Origin of the sequence: Curtobacterium sp. MCBA15_012 (assembly GCF_001864935.2) — a bacterium.
Taxonomy (GTDB): Bacteria; Actinomycetota; Actinomycetes; order Actinomycetales; family Microbacteriaceae; genus Curtobacterium.
Genome location: NZ_CP126267.1, coordinates 258917 through 276177 on the forward strand (window position 1 = coordinate 258917; position 17261 = coordinate 276177).

The 17261-nt window shown below is 63.5% G+C and carries 12 protein-coding genes and 1 pseudogene; 9 read left to right on the forward strand and 4 right to left on the reverse strand.

The genetic code is table 11. From position 1 onward, the window contains the following. Nucleotides 1–189 precede the first annotated feature (189 nt). From QOL15_RS01275 to QOL15_RS01285, 3 genes are read left to right on the forward strand one after another with little or no spacing between them, the layout of a single operon-like run. The gene (locus QOL15_RS01275) at nt 190–669 is read left to right on the forward strand and encodes a TauD/TfdA family dioxygenase (RefSeq protein WP_071246279.1); all 480 of its coding nucleotides are present in this window, start codon (nt 190–192) and stop codon (nt 667–669) included. After that, nucleotides 666–1571: a hypothetical protein gene (locus tag QOL15_RS01280; RefSeq protein WP_071246277.1), complete on the forward strand. Its 906-nt coding sequence runs from the start codon at nt 666–668 to the stop codon at nt 1569–1571. Before QOL15_RS01275 ends, QOL15_RS01280 begins: the two co-directional genes overlap by 4 nt. Before the next feature lie 22 nt (nt 1572–1593). Next, entirely contained in the window at nt 1594–1764 is a 171-nt protein-coding gene (locus QOL15_RS01285) for a hypothetical protein (protein WP_175473808.1), read from the forward strand. A 118-nt stretch (nt 1765–1882) separates the two neighbouring features. Here QOL15_RS01285 and QOL15_RS01290 read toward each other — a convergent pair. After that, nucleotides 1883–2473 (reverse strand): annotated as a pseudogene (locus tag QOL15_RS01290) (transposase); the annotation flags it as partial. 123 nt (nt 2474–2596) lie between these two features. Here QOL15_RS01290 and QOL15_RS01295 point away from each other — a divergent pair. Beyond that, on the forward strand, nt 2597–3283 hold the full coding sequence (locus QOL15_RS01295; RefSeq protein ID WP_071246273.1) for a hypothetical protein: 687 nt from the start codon (nt 2597–2599) through the stop codon (nt 3281–3283). Here QOL15_RS01295 and QOL15_RS01300 read toward each other — a convergent pair. From QOL15_RS01300 to QOL15_RS01310, 3 genes are all read right to left on the reverse strand, one after another. Continuing rightward, nucleotides 3244–4422, reverse strand: coding sequence for a DNA cytosine methyltransferase (locus QOL15_RS01300; protein WP_217640981.1), 1179 nt, complete (start codon nt 4420–4422; stop codon nt 3244–3246). The genes QOL15_RS01295 and QOL15_RS01300 overlap by 40 nt on opposite strands. 164 nt (nt 4423–4586) lie before the next feature. Beyond that, the gene (locus tag QOL15_RS01305; protein WP_139197371.1) at nt 4587–5543 is read right to left on the reverse strand and encodes an antitoxin VbhA family protein; all 957 of its coding nucleotides are present in this window, start codon (nt 5541–5543) and stop codon (nt 4587–4589) included. Beyond that, nucleotides 5540–6280: a hypothetical protein gene (locus QOL15_RS01310; RefSeq protein WP_071246269.1), complete on the reverse strand. Its 741-nt coding sequence runs from the start codon at nt 6278–6280 to the stop codon at nt 5540–5542. The genes QOL15_RS01305 and QOL15_RS01310 overlap by 4 nt, the downstream gene beginning before the upstream one ends. Before the next feature lie 906 nt (nt 6281–7186). Here QOL15_RS01310 and QOL15_RS01315 point away from each other — a divergent pair. The 5 genes from QOL15_RS01315 (at nt 7187) to QOL15_RS01335 (ending at nt 17142) form a co-directional block, all read left to right on the forward strand. Then, nucleotides 7187–8131, forward strand: a complete 945-nt coding sequence (locus QOL15_RS01315) for a hypothetical protein (RefSeq protein WP_071246268.1) — start codon at nt 7187–7189, stop codon at nt 8129–8131. Continuing rightward, nucleotides 8128–10248 carry a Mu transposase C-terminal domain-containing protein gene (locus tag QOL15_RS01320; RefSeq protein WP_071246266.1) on the forward strand — a complete coding sequence of 707 codons (2121 nt, stop codon included), beginning with the start codon at nt 8128–8130 and terminating at the stop codon, nt 10246–10248. Before QOL15_RS01315 ends, QOL15_RS01320 begins: the two co-directional genes overlap by 4 nt. Next, entirely contained in the window at nt 10245–11378 is a 1134-nt protein-coding gene (locus QOL15_RS01325; RefSeq protein WP_071246265.1) for a TniB family NTP-binding protein, read from the forward strand. Before QOL15_RS01320 ends, QOL15_RS01325 begins: the two co-directional genes overlap by 4 nt. Continuing rightward, nucleotides 11371–13371 carry a TniQ family protein gene (locus tag QOL15_RS01330; RefSeq protein WP_175473806.1) on the forward strand — a complete coding sequence of 667 codons (2001 nt, stop codon included), beginning with the start codon at nt 11371–11373 and terminating at the stop codon, nt 13369–13371. Before QOL15_RS01325 ends, QOL15_RS01330 begins: the two co-directional genes overlap by 8 nt. A gap of 81 nt (nt 13372–13452) precedes the next feature. Beyond that, nucleotides 13453–17142 (forward strand): hypothetical protein, encoded by a 3690-nt coding sequence (locus tag QOL15_RS01335; protein ID WP_139197370.1) that lies wholly within the window; start codon nt 13453–13455, stop codon nt 17140–17142. The last annotated feature ends 119 nt before the right edge of the window (nt 17143–17261 follow it).

Genomic DNA, 17261 nt, shown 5'->3' on the forward strand with positions numbered 1-17261 from the left:
TGGCTTCCCAGAGGAGACACCCTGGACCACGAGGAGCTCGTGCGGGTTCGCACAGATCTACAGCGTGTCGGATGGGCAGCGACCACAGGCACCCCGGATGGGGCGCTACGAACGATCCGAAGGGACCCTGTCTGGAGCGCCATACCGAACCGGCCTGGCGCAACTCGGCAGTCAACCGTTCTGAAGCCGATGACGAGAGCGGAGGCGCCGCAACGCTCGCTGAGTGCAACCTACGGGCTGGGTGCTCAGCCCTTGCACACGGATGGTGCGCACCTGATCGACCGCCCCGATGTGATCATGCTGGCGTGCACGGAACCGAGCGCCACCGACACCCTCGTACGTTTCTTCGAGCCCGGCGACTTGCCGGACTTCGTGTTTACGGGCATCTTTACGGTGAATACCGGCAAGTCAAAGTTTCTAGCCCCTGCGTACGACGGCGCGATCCGTTTCGATCCGGTCGCGATGCGTCCATCTGACTACCTCGCTCGACGTACCGTGGCGCACTTCGCGGACGAGCGAGCGAACGCCTATCACCACCGCTGGGACAGCCCCGACCTGCTGCTGTTCATCAACAATCGGCGGAGCTTGCACGCTCGCGACGCGCTCTCCGGCGACGCCACCACTCGCCGTGTAACCCGGTATGCCTTCCGAATTGAGCGCGACGCATGAGCCCGTTCGACGCAGACGGGCTCTGGATGAAGAGCCGGCTCTTCATCAACAGGGCCATGGATCAGGATCGTGACTTCGAGGAGCGTGCGTTCTGGGCGTGTGCATCGCTTGAGGTCCTCGGCAAGGCGGCGCTCGCACATGTGTCACCGCTGCTGGTTGCGACCCCTACCGATGATGGGAAGAGCCTGCTCGTCGCGAGCGGAGTGGACTTCCCGCACGCGAACGCCACCTCGGTCCAGGCTAAGGCGGTGTGGGCCCGCTGCGGGAAGCTCTTCAAGCCGTTTAGTGATGCCGCTGCGACGAAACTTTCCTACGGCCGGAACGAGTACATCCATTCTGCGACGGTCGGCTTCGACGCTATCCCGGAGCATGCCTGGTGGCCGAGCTTTTGGGCGCAAGCAGTAATTCTTCTGCAGCACGTTCAGAGAGACGTCCCCGCCTTCGTTGGGGACGCGGCTGCCGCGGTGGTGGCGCAGCACCTCGCGACAAACAAGGACTCTCTCGCCCGACAGCTACAGGCACGCCTGGAACGAGCGCGCTCAATGCTCGCCCGGCATACGAACGGAACGCTGACCTCGCAGGGAGCTGCGGAGTGGGCCACCTTCACCGCGCCGTATGCGGCGTATACGCGACTCACGTCTTGCCTAGCTTGCGAATCGAAAGCCGCGGTGATCGGCGGTAACGAAAAGAACGGTACCAGCGTCGACTCATACCAAGACGAGTACTCGGAGAACGTGATCGTGGACGTGACAGTGGAGGTCAATACCGACTTCATCGCCTGCCCGGTCTGCCACCTCCTAATCACCGAGTGGGAGCTCCTGTCCGAAGCGGACGTTGAGCTGGCGTTCGACGCCGAAGGTTCGCTGGACGATCTCGACTTTGAGGACTACAACAACGAATAGGTGAGCAGGATCATCTGCGCGAGTGGTGTTGTACGTCGTCGGCAACGTGCTGGAGTTGGCAGGTCTGCGTGTCGTGCCGGGATGCTCGTCGAAGAAGAAGGTCGCCGCCCACACCGGTAAGTTCTCGTTCCACTCGACAGCAGTGATCCTCTCGCCGGATACGTTCCTCTCGCGGTGCTTGCGGTCCAAGTGAACCGACCCCAGCGGTCTACTAACGATGCCTTGAGCTCTGCCGCAGCGTTTCGGATCAACGAGTAGTGACCGGCAGTCCGTGGCGTCCAGGGCTGCTGCAGGTTTTTTGACTCGTTGGTTCAGGCCGCGAGTGCGACCTGTGGGTTGATGATCATCTCGTACTCGATCGGGGTCACCTTCCCCAGGGCTCTTTGCCGTCGTTTCCGGTGATAGGTCGATTCGATTCCGGTAATGATCGCCAGCCGGAGTTCCTCCCGGGTGACCCATCGTTTCCGGTTCAGGACATTCTTCTGCAGGAGCGCGAAAAACGATTTCATCGCCGCGTTGTCCGCGCACGCACCGACCCGCCCCATCGATCCGAGCAGCCCGGCGTCCGAGAGGGCCCGGACGAACTTCTTCGAACGAAACTGGCTGGCCCGATACGAATGGATCACCGTCCCGGCTGGGTTCAGGCGGGAGATCGCCATCTGCAGGGCCGCGACGGCAATCGAGTAGCCGACTATGCGCCGCGAGCACGCGTCCTTCATCGCGCGGAGGTAGAGCTTGCCCTCACCGGTCGGATGCTCGGTGCTGTCGGTCAGCCACAGTTTGTCGAGATCCGGTGCCGTGAACGCACGCCGGACCCGGACATCGTGCACTAGCGGGCCGGCCTTGCGATTCAAGCCCCGCTTCTTCGCGTGCAGCGACCAGAGCCGCCGCTGCGAGCACAACCACATCCTTTCAGCAAGAGCCAACGCCCCTGCCCGTCCGGAGTCAACCGAACCTGTAGCAGTCACGACGGAGCAACAGAGCCCCATGCTGCGGCTCGGCGCTGGCTCTGCAACACTGTCGTCATGCCGGTTCAGGATGACGAACGCGAGAACGCGATGATTCAGCTATTCAACCTGACGGTTCCTGCCGACCGAAGCCGGTCCGACATCGACGCGCACCTCATGATCGATGGCAAGGTCATCAACTTCGAGCTGAAATCGACCACCGGGAAGTCCGTCTCAACGGTCAGGGACTTCGGCCCTGACCATATCCGCAAGTGGCGTGACGACCTGCACTGGATCTTCGCCTTCTACGACAAGCTCGGCGCCCGGCTCCAGTACTGCATCTACGCCTCCCCGACGGACATGGAGCCGTGGATTGTTCGCAAGGAGCGTTACATTGCGCCAGACCTCGCACTCGCAGACTCGCTACCAGCAAGCGTGACGTCGGAGATGGTCGTGGCCCTCCTCGGAGAGAAGGACGTCTACAGCCCCGCTGACGCCCGATGGGTCATGAAGAATCAGTGGAAGGCCAGCGAGTACCAGGAGTTCAAGGACCTCCCGGACGGCTACTCGCTTGCCCGCATGACGGAGATCATGCAGCAGCGAGGCCGGTACGTCATCCTCCGCGGTTCGACGCTGAACAACCCACACATCGAGGGGTCCTTCTTCGACAGTTTCGACCGCATAGTGGACGAGCACGCCATCCGGCTGCGTGACCTGGTTCGTGCTTACCTCAGCGCAGCAGCCACTGACGACGCCACGGAGTAGGCAACCGGCGGTACGACGGAGTTCCCGATCTGCCCGAGTTGCATGTACGTAGCGCCCGCGAAGCGCCAGGATTCGGGGAACCCCTGCAGCAGTGCCACGTCGGCAACTGACAAGCGGAAGTGCCCGTTCTTCGTGACGTATGCACTGGCGGCGTCCCGGGTGGCGGCAACGCCATTCGGCCAAATCTGTAGCGCCTCGAAGCGGCGCTGCGCCGAAACGCTGCTCAGGATGGACGTTGTGTGTCGCGGTCCGGAGAGGCCGCTGCGAATCGTCGGAGAGACGTCGTCAAAACCGATGTCGGGAAGTCCAAGCGCTTCCCGGGCCCCAACAACCGTCGGCAGATCCGACCGTTCGTCCCCGACTCGCCGGTATTGCGGCGAAGGTGCAGCCCACCGTTTTGCCAGCGTCTTGGTGCGAAAGCCGAAGAACACGACCCGCTTTCTGACCTGCGGTACGCCGTACTCGTAGGCCTGCAGCAGGACCTTCCGGATCTGATAGTGCCGTTCAAGCGGACGGATGATGTTGTCTTCGACGTAATCGGAGAAGGTGGCGCTTGCCAGGGCTGCAACGTTCTCGGCGACGAAGACCTCGGGTCGCGTCTGAAGGACGGCACGAACGAACTCTGGCCACATATCGCGAGGATCGGAAGCGCCGCGCTGCTTGCCTGCGTTGCTGAAGGGCTGGCATGGCGGGCCGCCGTGCAGAACAGCGACGTTGCCCCTCCAGGGCTTCCAATCGACTTCCCGAACGTCGCCGTCGTCGCCTCCGTAGACGGACCACGACGGGTTCGCTCGTCTCAGGGTTTCGGCTGCTGCCGGGAGGATCTCCCATGAGCCCTGGTGGTCGAACCCCGCCCTATCGAAGCCCAGGTCGAGCCCGCCACCGCCGCTGAACAGGGACAGTGTTGACAGCCCGTTACGGGTGAGCTGCGGCATCAGGTCATCCGGGTTGAACATCGGAACGTTGACCGGGTGCAGCGGGGTTCCGCCGAGTCCGGCCGCCGCAGCGTCTTTCGCCAGCCGCGCCTCTCTGGCTCGCCTCCGGAACACCTCTCGCTCTGCAAGCGTGAGGTTCCACTGCTCGTGCAACGGGTCGGTCGACTTAATCCGGCTAGGCACGAACTCGTTGCTGAGGGTCACAGTGTCAAGGCTAATCGGCCGCCCGACATCTGTCAGCTGCGAGCTTCGCTCGACGTAGCCCAGAACGATCGGCTCGGCTAGTTGTCGCCGAGGAACGCGTCGTGCCGCATCGGGATCTCGACGGGCGGCGCGGACTGCAGCAGCTCACCGCCGCCCAGCGTGTGTCATCCAGATCGGAACGATCCCGCTTGACCAGCGAGACGAATCACGTCGTCAGCTCGCTGAGTTCGGAGAGCCGCTGCAGGGGTGAGGCCGTCGAGGTCATCGCTTGGAGCATTCAGCCATACGGCGTCGCCCCACGGGTCAACCTCTTCCGGATCGAGTTCTGCGAGCACCTCACGCAGTCGAGGCAGGAGCTGGCCGCCCTCGTCGATCTGGAACGCGGGGAAGAGGCGGGAGCCGTCCGCACTCACAACGGCGAGTATCTCTCCGCGTTGAACATGCGCGTCAACTGCCTCGCTGCTGATCTGAAACCAGCCACGCAGGCCAGCGGTGTCATAGAACGGGCCGATCCGGTCAGAGAGCGTGTTTGCGTGGGAGTCAGAGGGGTCCTCCACGGCGCCCGCGTCACCGGGGGCCGCAGTGATGGGGTCCGCGCGATCGCCGGCCTCCGGCCGGGGATTCTTGGAAGGATCAGCGAAGGGCGAGGGCTTCCGCACGGCGCTGCGCTTGGTAGCTCCCGGCGGATCGACACCCGGTGGCACAGCCGCAACCTGGTAACCGGGATCTGGCGGCCCCTCCGGATCCACCAGATTCGCACCGGCATCGACGAGTGCGGTGATGAAGGCAACCGCTTCGTCACCGCTCATTCGTCCCTCCGCGACCCACCGAGCGAGTTCACGGGCATACGGGTCGATGACGGCGATCCCCTCAGCGCCAAGGGCCGCATCCGCCAGCGCAATCGCACGGCTGGCAATTGCGTCATCGGCACGGTGCGGGCGGCTGTTCCTGATGTGGGACCAGGCGAGCGCCATGGCTTCGGACGGACGCAGCGACCCGGACACGATCGCATCCAGCAGGGCGACCAGCACGGAATCGGTGATCTGCGGCCTTGCCTGTCGAGGAGGCTTGCCCTCCCATGCCCCAGGGTTCGGTTCGCTGTTTGGTGGCATGTCCGTCACGTCCGACGCCGTGCCCGAAGCAGTTGGAGCAGCGGCTGCACGTCTCGGTGCGCGGTGAGCCATTCGACGGGCGTAACCGGTTGGCCGGCGATAGGCGTGTCCGCGTGCGGGGTGGTCATGAAGCAGAGGATCGAAGCGGGGTACATGGCGTCATCGAAGGCTGCCGCCAACCACGACAGGTGATCCAGCACGGGGTGTGCCGGGTCGTCGGTGAATTGCCACGCCGGGAATCGGAGCTCGTTGTCGCACACGAACGCGAACAGGTCCCCGAACGCGAGGTCGGTCAGAACCCTCCCTGTCCCGACATCCAGCCAGTTTGCTGCCTCGGCGACTGAAAGGGCAGCGCTCATGGCTTCGTGATCGGTGCGACGTTCGAGGTCGTCCGACTCCCCCCGCGCTACCTCAGCCTCCACCACTGACCACTCAGCGCGGGAGTGGAATGACGACGTGTTGAGGAACTCCCGCTCGTCGTCTGTCAGGTCTCGCCCGGCTTTGGACCGACGCCGCCGCAGCGGTCCGAAGTCACGACCTGAGGCATGGACGCCCACCAGGAGGGCGAAGGAGAAGCGCCGCGGCGGTCCTTCTGCGTTGGGAGACTCCGAAGCTGGGATGGCGTCGTCGGCGTCCGCGAAAATTTCGGCGGCGATCGCGCGGACGGAGTCGGGGAGAGGCTCTCCCGACAGTTCGGCGAGGGCGACTCGAGCTCGAGCTCGCGCGATTTGCAGGCGGGACGTCATCCGGCGGTCCGTTCTCGGTCGGCTTCTGAGTTCCTCAAGGATGCCTCAGCGGGACATGAGCGCTTGCGGGCGCAAGCACGCTTCGAAGCTTGTGGCCTGACCCATCACGGTGACTCCTACCTCCATCGTTTGGCTTCGACTGACGGAGGACGACCTGGACGCTCACGCCGATTACGAGCCGCTGAATCGGCCGCCGACACCGCGGTCGTATCGCAGTAGAATCGCAAATATTGACTCGTTTACGAGCAAAAACGGGCGAATCCGCGACATAGTCAGGTCTGGGACCGGTGCACGGCCCCGCTGCCGAGAGGGTGATTACACTTGAGCCTTGAACGTAGGCACGCAAAAGGGCGGGCCGGCTTTGGCCGCCCGTGCCTCGGACGCAAGGAGTCTGCCAGGGCTCCTCTGTCCAGTCTTCGTTCAGTTCTCGTCGCTGCCTGTGAAGCAGCGGCGCGCTCACTCCGTTCCTCGGTTCCGTCCCGGGATGTTCGCACGCCCTGCGGCGTGTGACAACTCGGGCTCGTCTCACGAACCGAAGGAGCCAGCGCAGTGTCAGACCCGAATCCGAAACCCGCTGGGCGACCTCGGCGGAAAGTCGCTGACCCCGACGAAGCCGCTCGCATCCTTGCTGAATTGAGGCGCGAGCACGACGCTCAGCTACGAGGAGCCGAACGTCGCCGTCGACTCGCCTTGGAAGCCGCAGAGCTCGGCGTGACGGCTTCGAACATCGCAGAGGCGGTCGGGTCAAAGCAGACAACGGTCTCCCTTTGGATTCGGAAGGCGCGGAACGAACGCGATCCTTCCGCACCATCCCACCAGAAAGACGCCTAGATTTCCAGCATCTATTGCTGAAAATCCGAGACCTGCCTACGCTGACCGCATCGGTGACGAAGCGGGTGATGGCGAATGGGCGACGTGCTGGACGCATGGGCGGATGAGTACTGGCCGGACGCGGTGACAGGACTGCACCTCGGCGGCGAGGACCTGGAACAGGTCCTCGCTCGACACGCAGGCTTTGAGCGGCATCGCCATGGTTCTCGAGCACGACTGGCGCGCTCGATCCGCGGGGTGCGCCATCTCGACTTTCCCGACACGGAGGGCTTGCGCAGCCCGCGACTGGTGTTCAGCGCGGATGGCTACAGCACCTATCCTCGGGACCTCGAATCAGTCCGATGGAGCGACTTCACCGAGGCTCACCCGCTGCGCGACTTCTCCCGTCGACCCGGGCAGAAGAACAAGCCGATCGCGTTCTACAGCACGACCGTTCGCGACCTGGTCAACTGCGAATCCCGACTCGAGCGTTCCTTCGTCCTCGTCGCCGACTACGACCCACGGGTCGTGCACATCGGCGCGCAGTCGGTCGCGATCCAATTCCCGCCAGGCGACGAGCTCCGCCGGCACACTGTGGACTTCGTCGTTCTGGCACTCGGTCGAGTACCTGTCGCTGTGGACGTAAAGACGCCCTCCGAGGCGGCCAGGCCGGAAGCGATCGCTCGGCACGAGCGTGTCCGCAAGATCCTGAATCGCGCAGGGATAGGACACGTCGTATGGACCGGCCACGATCGTACGGTGATCGAGAACCTTGCCTTTCTCGCGTCGTCGAAGGTGCCTATGGCGGTCGCCACTACGGTCCGGGCTCGCGCTGTCCAGCACAGCCGCGGAGGCATTGCCGCCGGTCAGCTCGCCACGGAGATCGCGCCGTGGATCGGTGACTGGCCAGCCAGCAGTGGTCGCACAGCGCAGCCCCGATCGCTCGCGCTCGTCGTCATCCGGAGTCTGATCTGGGACCGGCATCTGACAACAGACCTCACGACTCCGTTCACGCAAACGAGCCGAGTGTTTGCAGCATGAACCAGTGGGTGCGGTGGCTCCGGGACGACCGACAGATCACCTGGCAGGGCCAGGAGGCGAAGATCCTGCGCATGGGGACGACCGTGCAGCTCGCGGACCTCAACGGCGAGCGGCTGCCCGATGTCCCGGTCTGCGATTTTGCACTCGGTGTCCGGAGCGCGCTCTTACCGGTGCTTGACCGGCCGCGGTCGTTTGCCGTCGAGAAGAAGATGACGCCGAAGGCGTTGAAGCGCTTCGAGAAGGACAAGGCGATCCTCCTGCTACTGCAGACCGGCCTTAAGGCTTCAGATCCGATCAACGCCGTTCCCCCGCCTGCGCTGAACCCGAAGTTCCATACCCAGGCGGAGCGCACCACGACGTTGGCGAAGATACGGGCCCGCAAGCCGAGAAAGAACGGCCGGCAAGATAAGCACTCCGTGGACTGGCTGTCGGAACGGCGCCGCCTCGAACGACTGCTCAAGCGATACCGCGAGGGCGGATTGCTCGCACTCATCGATCCTCGATACATTGCGCCGCGGAAGATCCAGACCGGTGAGGCACTCCTCGACGAGCTGACAACCTTCCTTAACGATCGTCGAGTGAAATCGACGACGACTGTGTCTGCGAAGATCGTGCTCTTTCGCCACCACTGTCGGAAGAACGGCATCTTCCCCGACCTGCCGACCGATCGCACCATCCGCAGCCGCGTCAACCTCTTGATGGCCCGACGCGAAGAGTTCCGCGGATCCGCGTCGGCCCAGATCTCCGCGGGAAAGCGGCCCGAACCGGCGGAGCTCCAGCGGTTGACGAGCCGTGCCGGGGAACTGGTTCTGTTCGACACCACCACCGTGAACGTGTGGGTCATCGACCCCGTCACACGCGAAACATACCGTCCAGAGTTGACCATCGCGCTCGATCACTACACCCGGGCGGTTGTCGGCATGAGCGTGACCAAGACGACCTCCGCTTTTGGAGTCGTCCTCTGCCTCGCCGATGTACTCCGGCCGAAGACCACTGAACTCGTGGCCGAATGGACTGAATCGGGCGAACAGCCGGCGCCCCAGACCTTCATCGGCGTTCCTGCCGGAGTCGCCTGGTTCCCCGGATTTCACCCGGAAGCCGTCGGCGTCGACAACGGCATGCCCTTCCGAGCAACGGCCACATCAGGCGAGATGGCCCGCATCGGAACCTCCCTTGAGCCGCAGCGCGCGCTGACGCCGACGGACAAGGCGCAGGTCGAGCGAGTGTTCCGAACGATCAAAGACCTGTTTGAAGCGCTGCTCTCGGCCTTCACGGGCGGATCCGTGCACGAGAAAGGCGAAGACCCCCGTGCCGAAGCGGTGTGGACCGGCGAGGAGTACGAGCGCCGAATGCGCCAGTTCATTGACCTTTACAACCATCGCCTGCACACCGGTCTCCGCCACGAGCGTGACCCGTATGTCGATCTCAGTCCGTACGTGATGTGGGCGCTCTCCCTCGAAGAGACGGGCATGCTTCCAGACGTCACTGCCGCGCACGAGTGGATTCGCTTCCTCCCGTCCGTGCAGGCGACCATCTCGGCAAGCTCTCTCACCGCGAGAAAGCTCAAGTACAGGAGCGCTAGCCTCCGAGAGATTCAGCGAGACGGCCGCGCACTGGACGGCAACAAGATTCGTGTCTACTACGACCCATCTGACCTACGCCGGACGTACTGCTTCGACGGCGACGGGATGCTGCACTCGTTGCGATGGGACAAGCTCACCGCGCACACCCCCAGATTCGGTGAGACCGCAACCAACTGGATCAACACGGCGCTCCTCGAGAAGGCGCCGACCCAGAAGCAATTCACTGAGCGCCTCCTCGACCTCCTGGACGAATTCGACGCCGACACCCCTGTAGCCGCCACGGTCCGGCGGAAGAGCATCGGGGAGCGCATCGTCGGAATTCAAACGGACCGACTCCGAGACGAAGATCTAGAACCGATTGAAGACGACCCGATCGAGGATGACGCCCTGACAGTCGAGCCGATCGGCTCCGTGACGGCGGCGCTCGAAGCAGGCGACGAGGAGGCCGAGACTCAGCACAAGCTTGCGCCCGTCACGCCGATCGGTCCACGCAAGCGGCTGCGACGCGTCGACGCGCAAAGGAATGGCTGGTGAGTAGCGACGTGCAAGGCGGCACCGCGGACACTGACGTACATCTGAACCGTCTCAGCGCTGCGGACCGTGCATTCATTGAGGAGACCGAGAACGAGGCCACTCTGGACCCCGGCACGAAGAGCATGCGGGAGGTGCGAGCCATGACGCCTGACGAGCGCCTCGTTTACCAGCACCAACGTGCCCAGTGGCAAGCGAGCATGCCGTTCCTGTACACGCCTGTTGCGGACCGTGCGTTGACAGCACTGACAGTCAGCGCCCTGGCTGCAACGAACAAGCCCGTCCACCAGCGGGGCGTTCCGGTAGTTTCCGGTCCGCCAGGAGTCGGGAAGTCCTTCATCGTCCGTCAATTCGCAGTGAACGAGCTCCGACGCCTCGCGCGCCTCGACCATCTTCTTGGTATTGCGCCGGACCCAGCCCGGGACTTTGACGTCACCGAACGATCGGTTCTGTACATCGTCCTCGAAGACGGAGTCGACGTGCGAGGCATGTACTTCACGATCCTTCGTGAACTCGGATGGCCGGCTGAACGCCGCGACCCGTCAGTTCAGGTGCAACGTGCTCTCCATGCATGCCGCACGCGGCTGCTCGTCCTCGATGAGATTCACAACGTCAAGTTCGACGGACAGACCGGACGCCACGTGCACCTCGCCTTGAAGTGGCTGACGAACATTGGCATCCGTGTCGTGCTGTGTGGCAACGACATTGGGTGGATGCTCACCGACCCACCCAAACGCCCCTTGGAGACATCCCGTCGCGGGTCTAAAGGGCGCTGGATCCCGATCCCCGTAGAGGCTATGCCCTACAACACAAGCGACGACCGGGAAGCCTGGGGCGCTCTGTTGCTGGAGTACGAACTGCGACTGCGGCTCCCAGGACAACCGAGCCGGGAAGGGTGGCTCTCTGTGGGCCTCGCCGATTACTTGTGGGTGAGTACCCTCGGCTACCTGAACAGCCTCGCGACGCTTATCGACTCGGCCGCAGCTGCTGCAGCGTGGGATGGCTCTGAACGAATCACGCGCGACGTCCTTGACGAGATCCTCCTCGAGGAACACGTCCAGTCGAGTCGGACGACGCGCCTCGCGCTACTCGACCGCGGGAAGTACGACTTCGCGCTTCAAGCCGATGTCTGACAGAGATCGGCCGCTGCGCCGGTCAACCGTGCTGTCGGTGCGACCGCGGCTGTACCGTGACGAGTGGTTGCACTCGGCGATCAATCGCTGGGCCTGGTACATCTTCGGGGTCTCTCGCGGCACCCTCTTGGACGAGTTCGGACTCGAACAGCTCTCGGAGCACGAGATTCGCCAGCTCGGGAACCGCGTTGACGGCGACGTGCTCGCCAACATGGCAGGTGCAGTCGGCATCTCAGCGGATGCGATCCGTGGCATGACGATGGCGACGATCCAAGGGCCAGCGGTCTCCTTGACTGATCGGCCATCGATGGCGAGCCGGCGCCTATGGGCACGGGGATCGGGAACACGGTACTGCCCGGATTGTCTCCGCGAACGGCCTGGGGTCTTCCTGCGGTCGTGGCGTCTGACGTGGACCTTCGCGTGCACGGAGCATCGTCGGATCTTGCTCGACGCGTGTCCGACGTGTCTTCTCCCTGTACACGAACTAACGGGAAGGAGCCGCTTCCTTTGGGACCCGAACCGGTGCCGGGCGAACATCGACGGCGGGCTGCCCGTGACACCCTGCGGAGCCGAACTCATTGACGACTGGGGCGAGAACAAGCTCTCACTGCAGAGCCCGGTCCTCCTCGCTCAGGAACGGATCCACAGCACCATCGATAGCGATCCGGACCGGGAGAGGTTCTTCTCGACTCTTCGGGGCGTTGCCTCGGCACTGCGAGCCGCGGGCGAGATCGACATCATCGCATCGTTGAGCGGTATGCCAGCCGACGGGCTGGTTGGCCTGATCGAGCCCGAAGAAAGAGTGGGGCTCACTCCGCCGAGCAACGCGTATGCCGCGGCAGCGCTCTTCGCCGCCGCCGTGATGGTCATGACCGCCGACGACGAACTGATGAGCCCGCTGATCCGACAGGTCACTTTCGCCAGATCGCCCGGCCATGTGCCTCGCGGAACAGGCTTCGGACCAGGTAGCCCGCTAGAGACTCTCGCTCGATGGGGGATGCCGACCGGGCGGATGCGGGAGCGGGTTCTCGTGGCACATGACCAAGACTTCAGCATGACCCATCGACTCGTCTACGGCTCGACGATATCCTCATCCACGAGAGCTCGCCTCGGAGCAGAGTCGAGTTCTCGACGGCCTTTTGTGCACCCGTCTGACATGCCGCCGTTGCTGTGGACCGAGTGGGCAGCGCGATTGGATAGCGGCGGCCGGGCCAACGAAAGCTTTCTCCGCGCGGCTCTGACGGCCGCAGTACTGACCGTCGACAACGGCGATCATCTCGTCGCACTTCCGGAAGTAGTGCAGGAGTCAGGAGCGTCAGACCGGATGACACGACTGACCCGGTTGCTCCGACCGAACATGATCGGCGGTCCGAAGAACGCGGACCGCCTCGTGAAAGCCGTCACGGAACTGGCCGTGATCCTTACCCTCGACCCATCGCCGATTGACTACCGGAGGCGCAGGGAGCTCGACTGGTTCATGATTCTGACCAAGCCCGACTGGCGGGACCTGTGCGATGCTTCGGGCCACAATCCAGGGGGTGACGTTCGCCTTCGTAACGCCAAGCGGTACCTGTTTCAGCGCGCAACACTCGCCCCGCTGTTGGCGCTGCCTCCCGAGCTAGCAATGGGAAGGCATCGGCAGGACACGGCCGAGTACTCCCGCTTCCGAGCGTCCGTCACAGCCGAACTGCAGGAGGGCCTCGACTCGTACCTCCGCGGGCTCATCGACGCGACGGGTCTTCGCGAGCCGGTGACCTGGGTACCGGACCGCAGTCGTGCGCGGTTGGCAAGGGTCGGGAGGGATCTCGAGGACATCGACTGGGTCCGACTTCACGAACTACGCGGCGAAGGGTGTCCGGACGGACAAATGGCGCGCGAGCTGAATCGCACCATTCGGCACTGCCTTTGGGCGGGTGACGCCCGACCTCATCCAAGCGGCGCTCGTGTCGAGACCATCGACTGGTCCATCGCACTACAAGCTAGATCTCGTTGACGCAGACGCGATCTCGCCCATCCAAATACGGCCCTGGGCAAGTCCATCCCCGATGTCAGTCCCTTGCGCTTCAATTCCCCCGTGGGCCGGAACAAGAGCAAGAAGCCAAAGAAGGATCGAGCCAGGCGGGTTCCTAGGTTGGACCCGGTCGCCGAGCTCTTCCGAAGGCGTGACGCCGAGGAAGTCTGGTCAGCACTATTCGCGGCCGGGACCTCGCCGGGAGCACGTCACCGTTGGACGGCGGTCGGCGCCGCGATCGCCGCGGCACTGCGCGCAGAAGATGCTCGGGTTGCGCCTGGGAGTGAAACGGACGCGCTTCAGTCCACGGTCGATCGCGCCGCACTGGCAGCAGGCATCAGCCCAATGGAAGAGGACTTCATCCCAGCCGACCCCCGGGTGCGCGTTCGAAGTCGGGTCGACGACGAAGTATTGGAACTCTTTCCCGGTCTCACAGAACGACCGGTGGCCGACCTCGCGCGTGCGCACCGGCTGGCGCAGGTCGTCGATCACCGTGTCCTGAAGCGGCACGGATTCGGCATCCTGAACGTGCTCCACGTTGCCTACAGATACGCGGACTGGGTCGTCAGCGAGATTGCACCGACGTGGCCAGCCGACGAGGACGTCTCGATTGGCGATCCACTTGCCGTGACGAGCGAGGAGATCAGTGTGGCGCGCAAGGTCGTTGGCAGAGAACCAGCCTTCACGATGGATGAGCGCGATCTGCTTGCGCTCGAATGGATGACGACCTCGGCAGCTCGAGCGGACTTCTCGACAGAAGGGATCAGTGGATTCGGCCGATTTCTGAGGTACCGAGTCGGCAGCAACACTGCTCGAGAGCGGTGGCTGCCGCCCGCTTTTGTCCCCGAGATCGTCATGGAGGCGGTGCACCAGCTTGTGGAGGAGGCTAGCCGCTCCGAAGAGTCGGCGGCGGATCTGCGCGCTGACTTCGTGCGCCAAGCGCTCCGTGCGCTTCTTCGCTTCAACGACGCGGTTCACGGACCAGCAGAATCGCAGTGGTCACTGCCGCAGGGACGAGCTGATGAGATTACATGGCTCGTACCGTTCAGCCGAACGAGCATGCTTGCTGTGCAGGTCGTTGCTGTGACCGGCAGTTCGCCGATACCGGAGAAATGGGCGGTCGAGCGGCTCGCGGAACAGGCGCGAGAAGCCGGCACTCCGATCAAAGCAAGGTTCGTGGGTGGGGCCACCGCAACTCTTCCCGGGGAAACTGAAGTCGTCCCGCTCGTCGTCGTCGCAGCAACGACGCACGTCGTCGCGATGCAGCGGAACGGATGCGCGACCGTGGCGCTCGAGGACCTCAGCTGGATTGCGGAAACCGCCGAAGACGATGACGACCTCCTTGCGTTCGCACGAGATCTTGCCGCTCCGGACTTCCCTCGAAGCATGGGATGGGAAGCAATCAACTACTGGGAGCCCTGGCGGACAAATGGGAAACAGTTCTTCGGGGGTGGCATCAAGCCGTCGTTCGCGATGTTCGAGGCCCATGCCGGAGAGGCTGAATGGGAGCGTGCATCCGCGCTCTCGAAGCTAGAAGCGGCGCTCTTCTTCGTGGGGCTGCCTCCGCTACGTGAGACGCAGCTCGCGGAAGCGACTGCAGACTCAATGATGGTGATCTTGCCGCCCGAGCCGACCTACGACCAGCGGCACGGTGCTTACCGCACGCGAATGGCGGAGGGGTGGGTACTGAGCAGCACCGAACCTCCCGTTGCCCTGCCGCTCGCAACGGATAAGTGGAAGAGCGGGCCGGGTCTCGTGGTGAAGAGGGACTACGCGGGTGGTGTCGCCTACGGTCTGCACTCGATCGCAGATCGGTGGGCTGCGGCCCACGCAGAATCAGAGGTTCGTGGGTATCGGCTCGAATTCGAAGACGCGGATGAGGGTGAGCCGGTGTCGCAGCGATCCGGTGAGCTCCACGTGGACGGAGTTGTCCGAGCGACATGGTCGATTTGTGCAGAAGAATTTGCGAAACGAGCGGATGGTGATCCTCGCGCGGCCAACCAATTCACCGCGGCCCCGCTCCGAAGTATTCTCGAAGTCGGCGGAATGGAAGAGCGCAGCGCCAACCAGATCGCGCAGGCTCTAGCCGCGGCTTCACCGTTCCTCATCCTTGAGCTTCGTACCGCCCGAACGATGAAGAATGACCTGCCCGCCCCTATCCGCTTTGACGAAAACGCAGCCGCGCAAGTAACACGTGAACTCGCCCGCCGGCTGGCTGAATCCGCCGTCGACCCCGGCACCTACGGCGGATCAGAGGCCAACCGCATCATCAGAGAACACCTCGCGCCTGCAGTGCTCGCCGAACTCAGGACTCGCGTCTCCGAGTGCGGGCGCACACGTGTTGTCGAATTTGGCTTGGAGCAACTCGTGCGGGTGGTCGATGATCGTCACCGGTCAACCGGAAACCTGCAGCGAGTATCCCGGCACTTGCGAACGTCGTGGGACCCAACGGAGCAAATGGTGGAGACAACGGGCACATCCCTCCGGCTTCGTCAGGCGAACGAAATTCTGGTCGAGGCCGCGATCCGCGAGGCGGACGATGATGAAGTTCCCGCGTCGCCTATCGGCGCGGATTCCTGGCGCAGGCTTCTTGCTGCGGCGGATGCGTATCTCAGCTTGACCAGTCACAGCGAGCGCCTCCACAACGGGATAACACCAGTAGAGGTCGAAGTTACAGACCTCTACGAACTGCATGTGCGCGACGACAACACCGGTCTACACGCGCGGTGGCCTCTCGACGCGGCGAGCATGAATCACGCTGCAGCGGTGTCGGCCCTTGACGAATCGACGCCCATCGAGACGGTTGCGTCGCCTGAGGTGCTCATCGAAGTTGATGCTGCGATGCTCGACGCTTTTGGTGTAACTCGGCAGGACATTTACGCGGTCCTAGGCGCTCTTGTGCAGTGGGCGCAATTTGAGGCTGGTTCGAACATTGCAAAGACCGATCGCGCAGCCGTCGTCGCATGGCTGAGCGAAGTGCTCGACGAGGCGGATCCCGGTAAGGAGACGCGCCTACAGACGGCGCTGGAACTCCTGTCGACAGATGAAAGTACGCTGTCCGAGTCGTGGGAGCCGTGGCGTACTCGCACCCGCCGCAATCGGTTGCTTGTTCAGCCCATCGTGCGACACGCGGGCGCGATTCTCATTGCGCCACAGTTCCTCGAAGCGTCTCTGTCCGTTTACTTCAACTACCTCAGTCAGGGCATGTTGCCATGGTCGGCGCGACCGCCGAAGCGGCTGGAAACTGCCCTCGCTACCTTACGTAGCGAACGTAACCGTCATCTCGAACAGGCGGTCGACGAAGCGCTCCGCTCCCGTGGCTTCACGACGATCGCACGTGTCAAGCCCGGTGACGGCAAGCGCCTCGGCGTCCCGACCCTGACCACCGAGATTGACATCGTGGCTGGCAAGCCTGACGGCGACATAATCTGGCTGATCGAAGCCAAGGATCCAGCGTCCGTCCATGGGATTCCGGAGACTGCGCGCCAGCTAAAGGCCTTCTATGGCGACAGCGAATCGCCCAGGCGGGGCTCCCCGAGCTACACCACGCAGCTCGGTCGCAAGGACAACGAGCTGCGACCCTTCGCACGAGCGATTGCTGGACAGCTGGGTATGAGGACCGAGGCCGAACCCGAGCTCCGGACCACCTTCGTCACACGCTCGCTCACTCCGGCTGAGTACATCACCGGGCGATTCCCTGTCGTCACTGTCGATGAGCTTCTTCGGTTGTTCGATGTCGACGGTGACGTCTGATGGCTCCTCGCGTATCGGTTCGAAGATGCGTGCTTCAGCGAGGGGAGACGCGACCTTTCAACATGCAAGACCGGCCGACAACTTGGCCTTTCTACGCCGTTGGCTGTGTCCGATGAAGT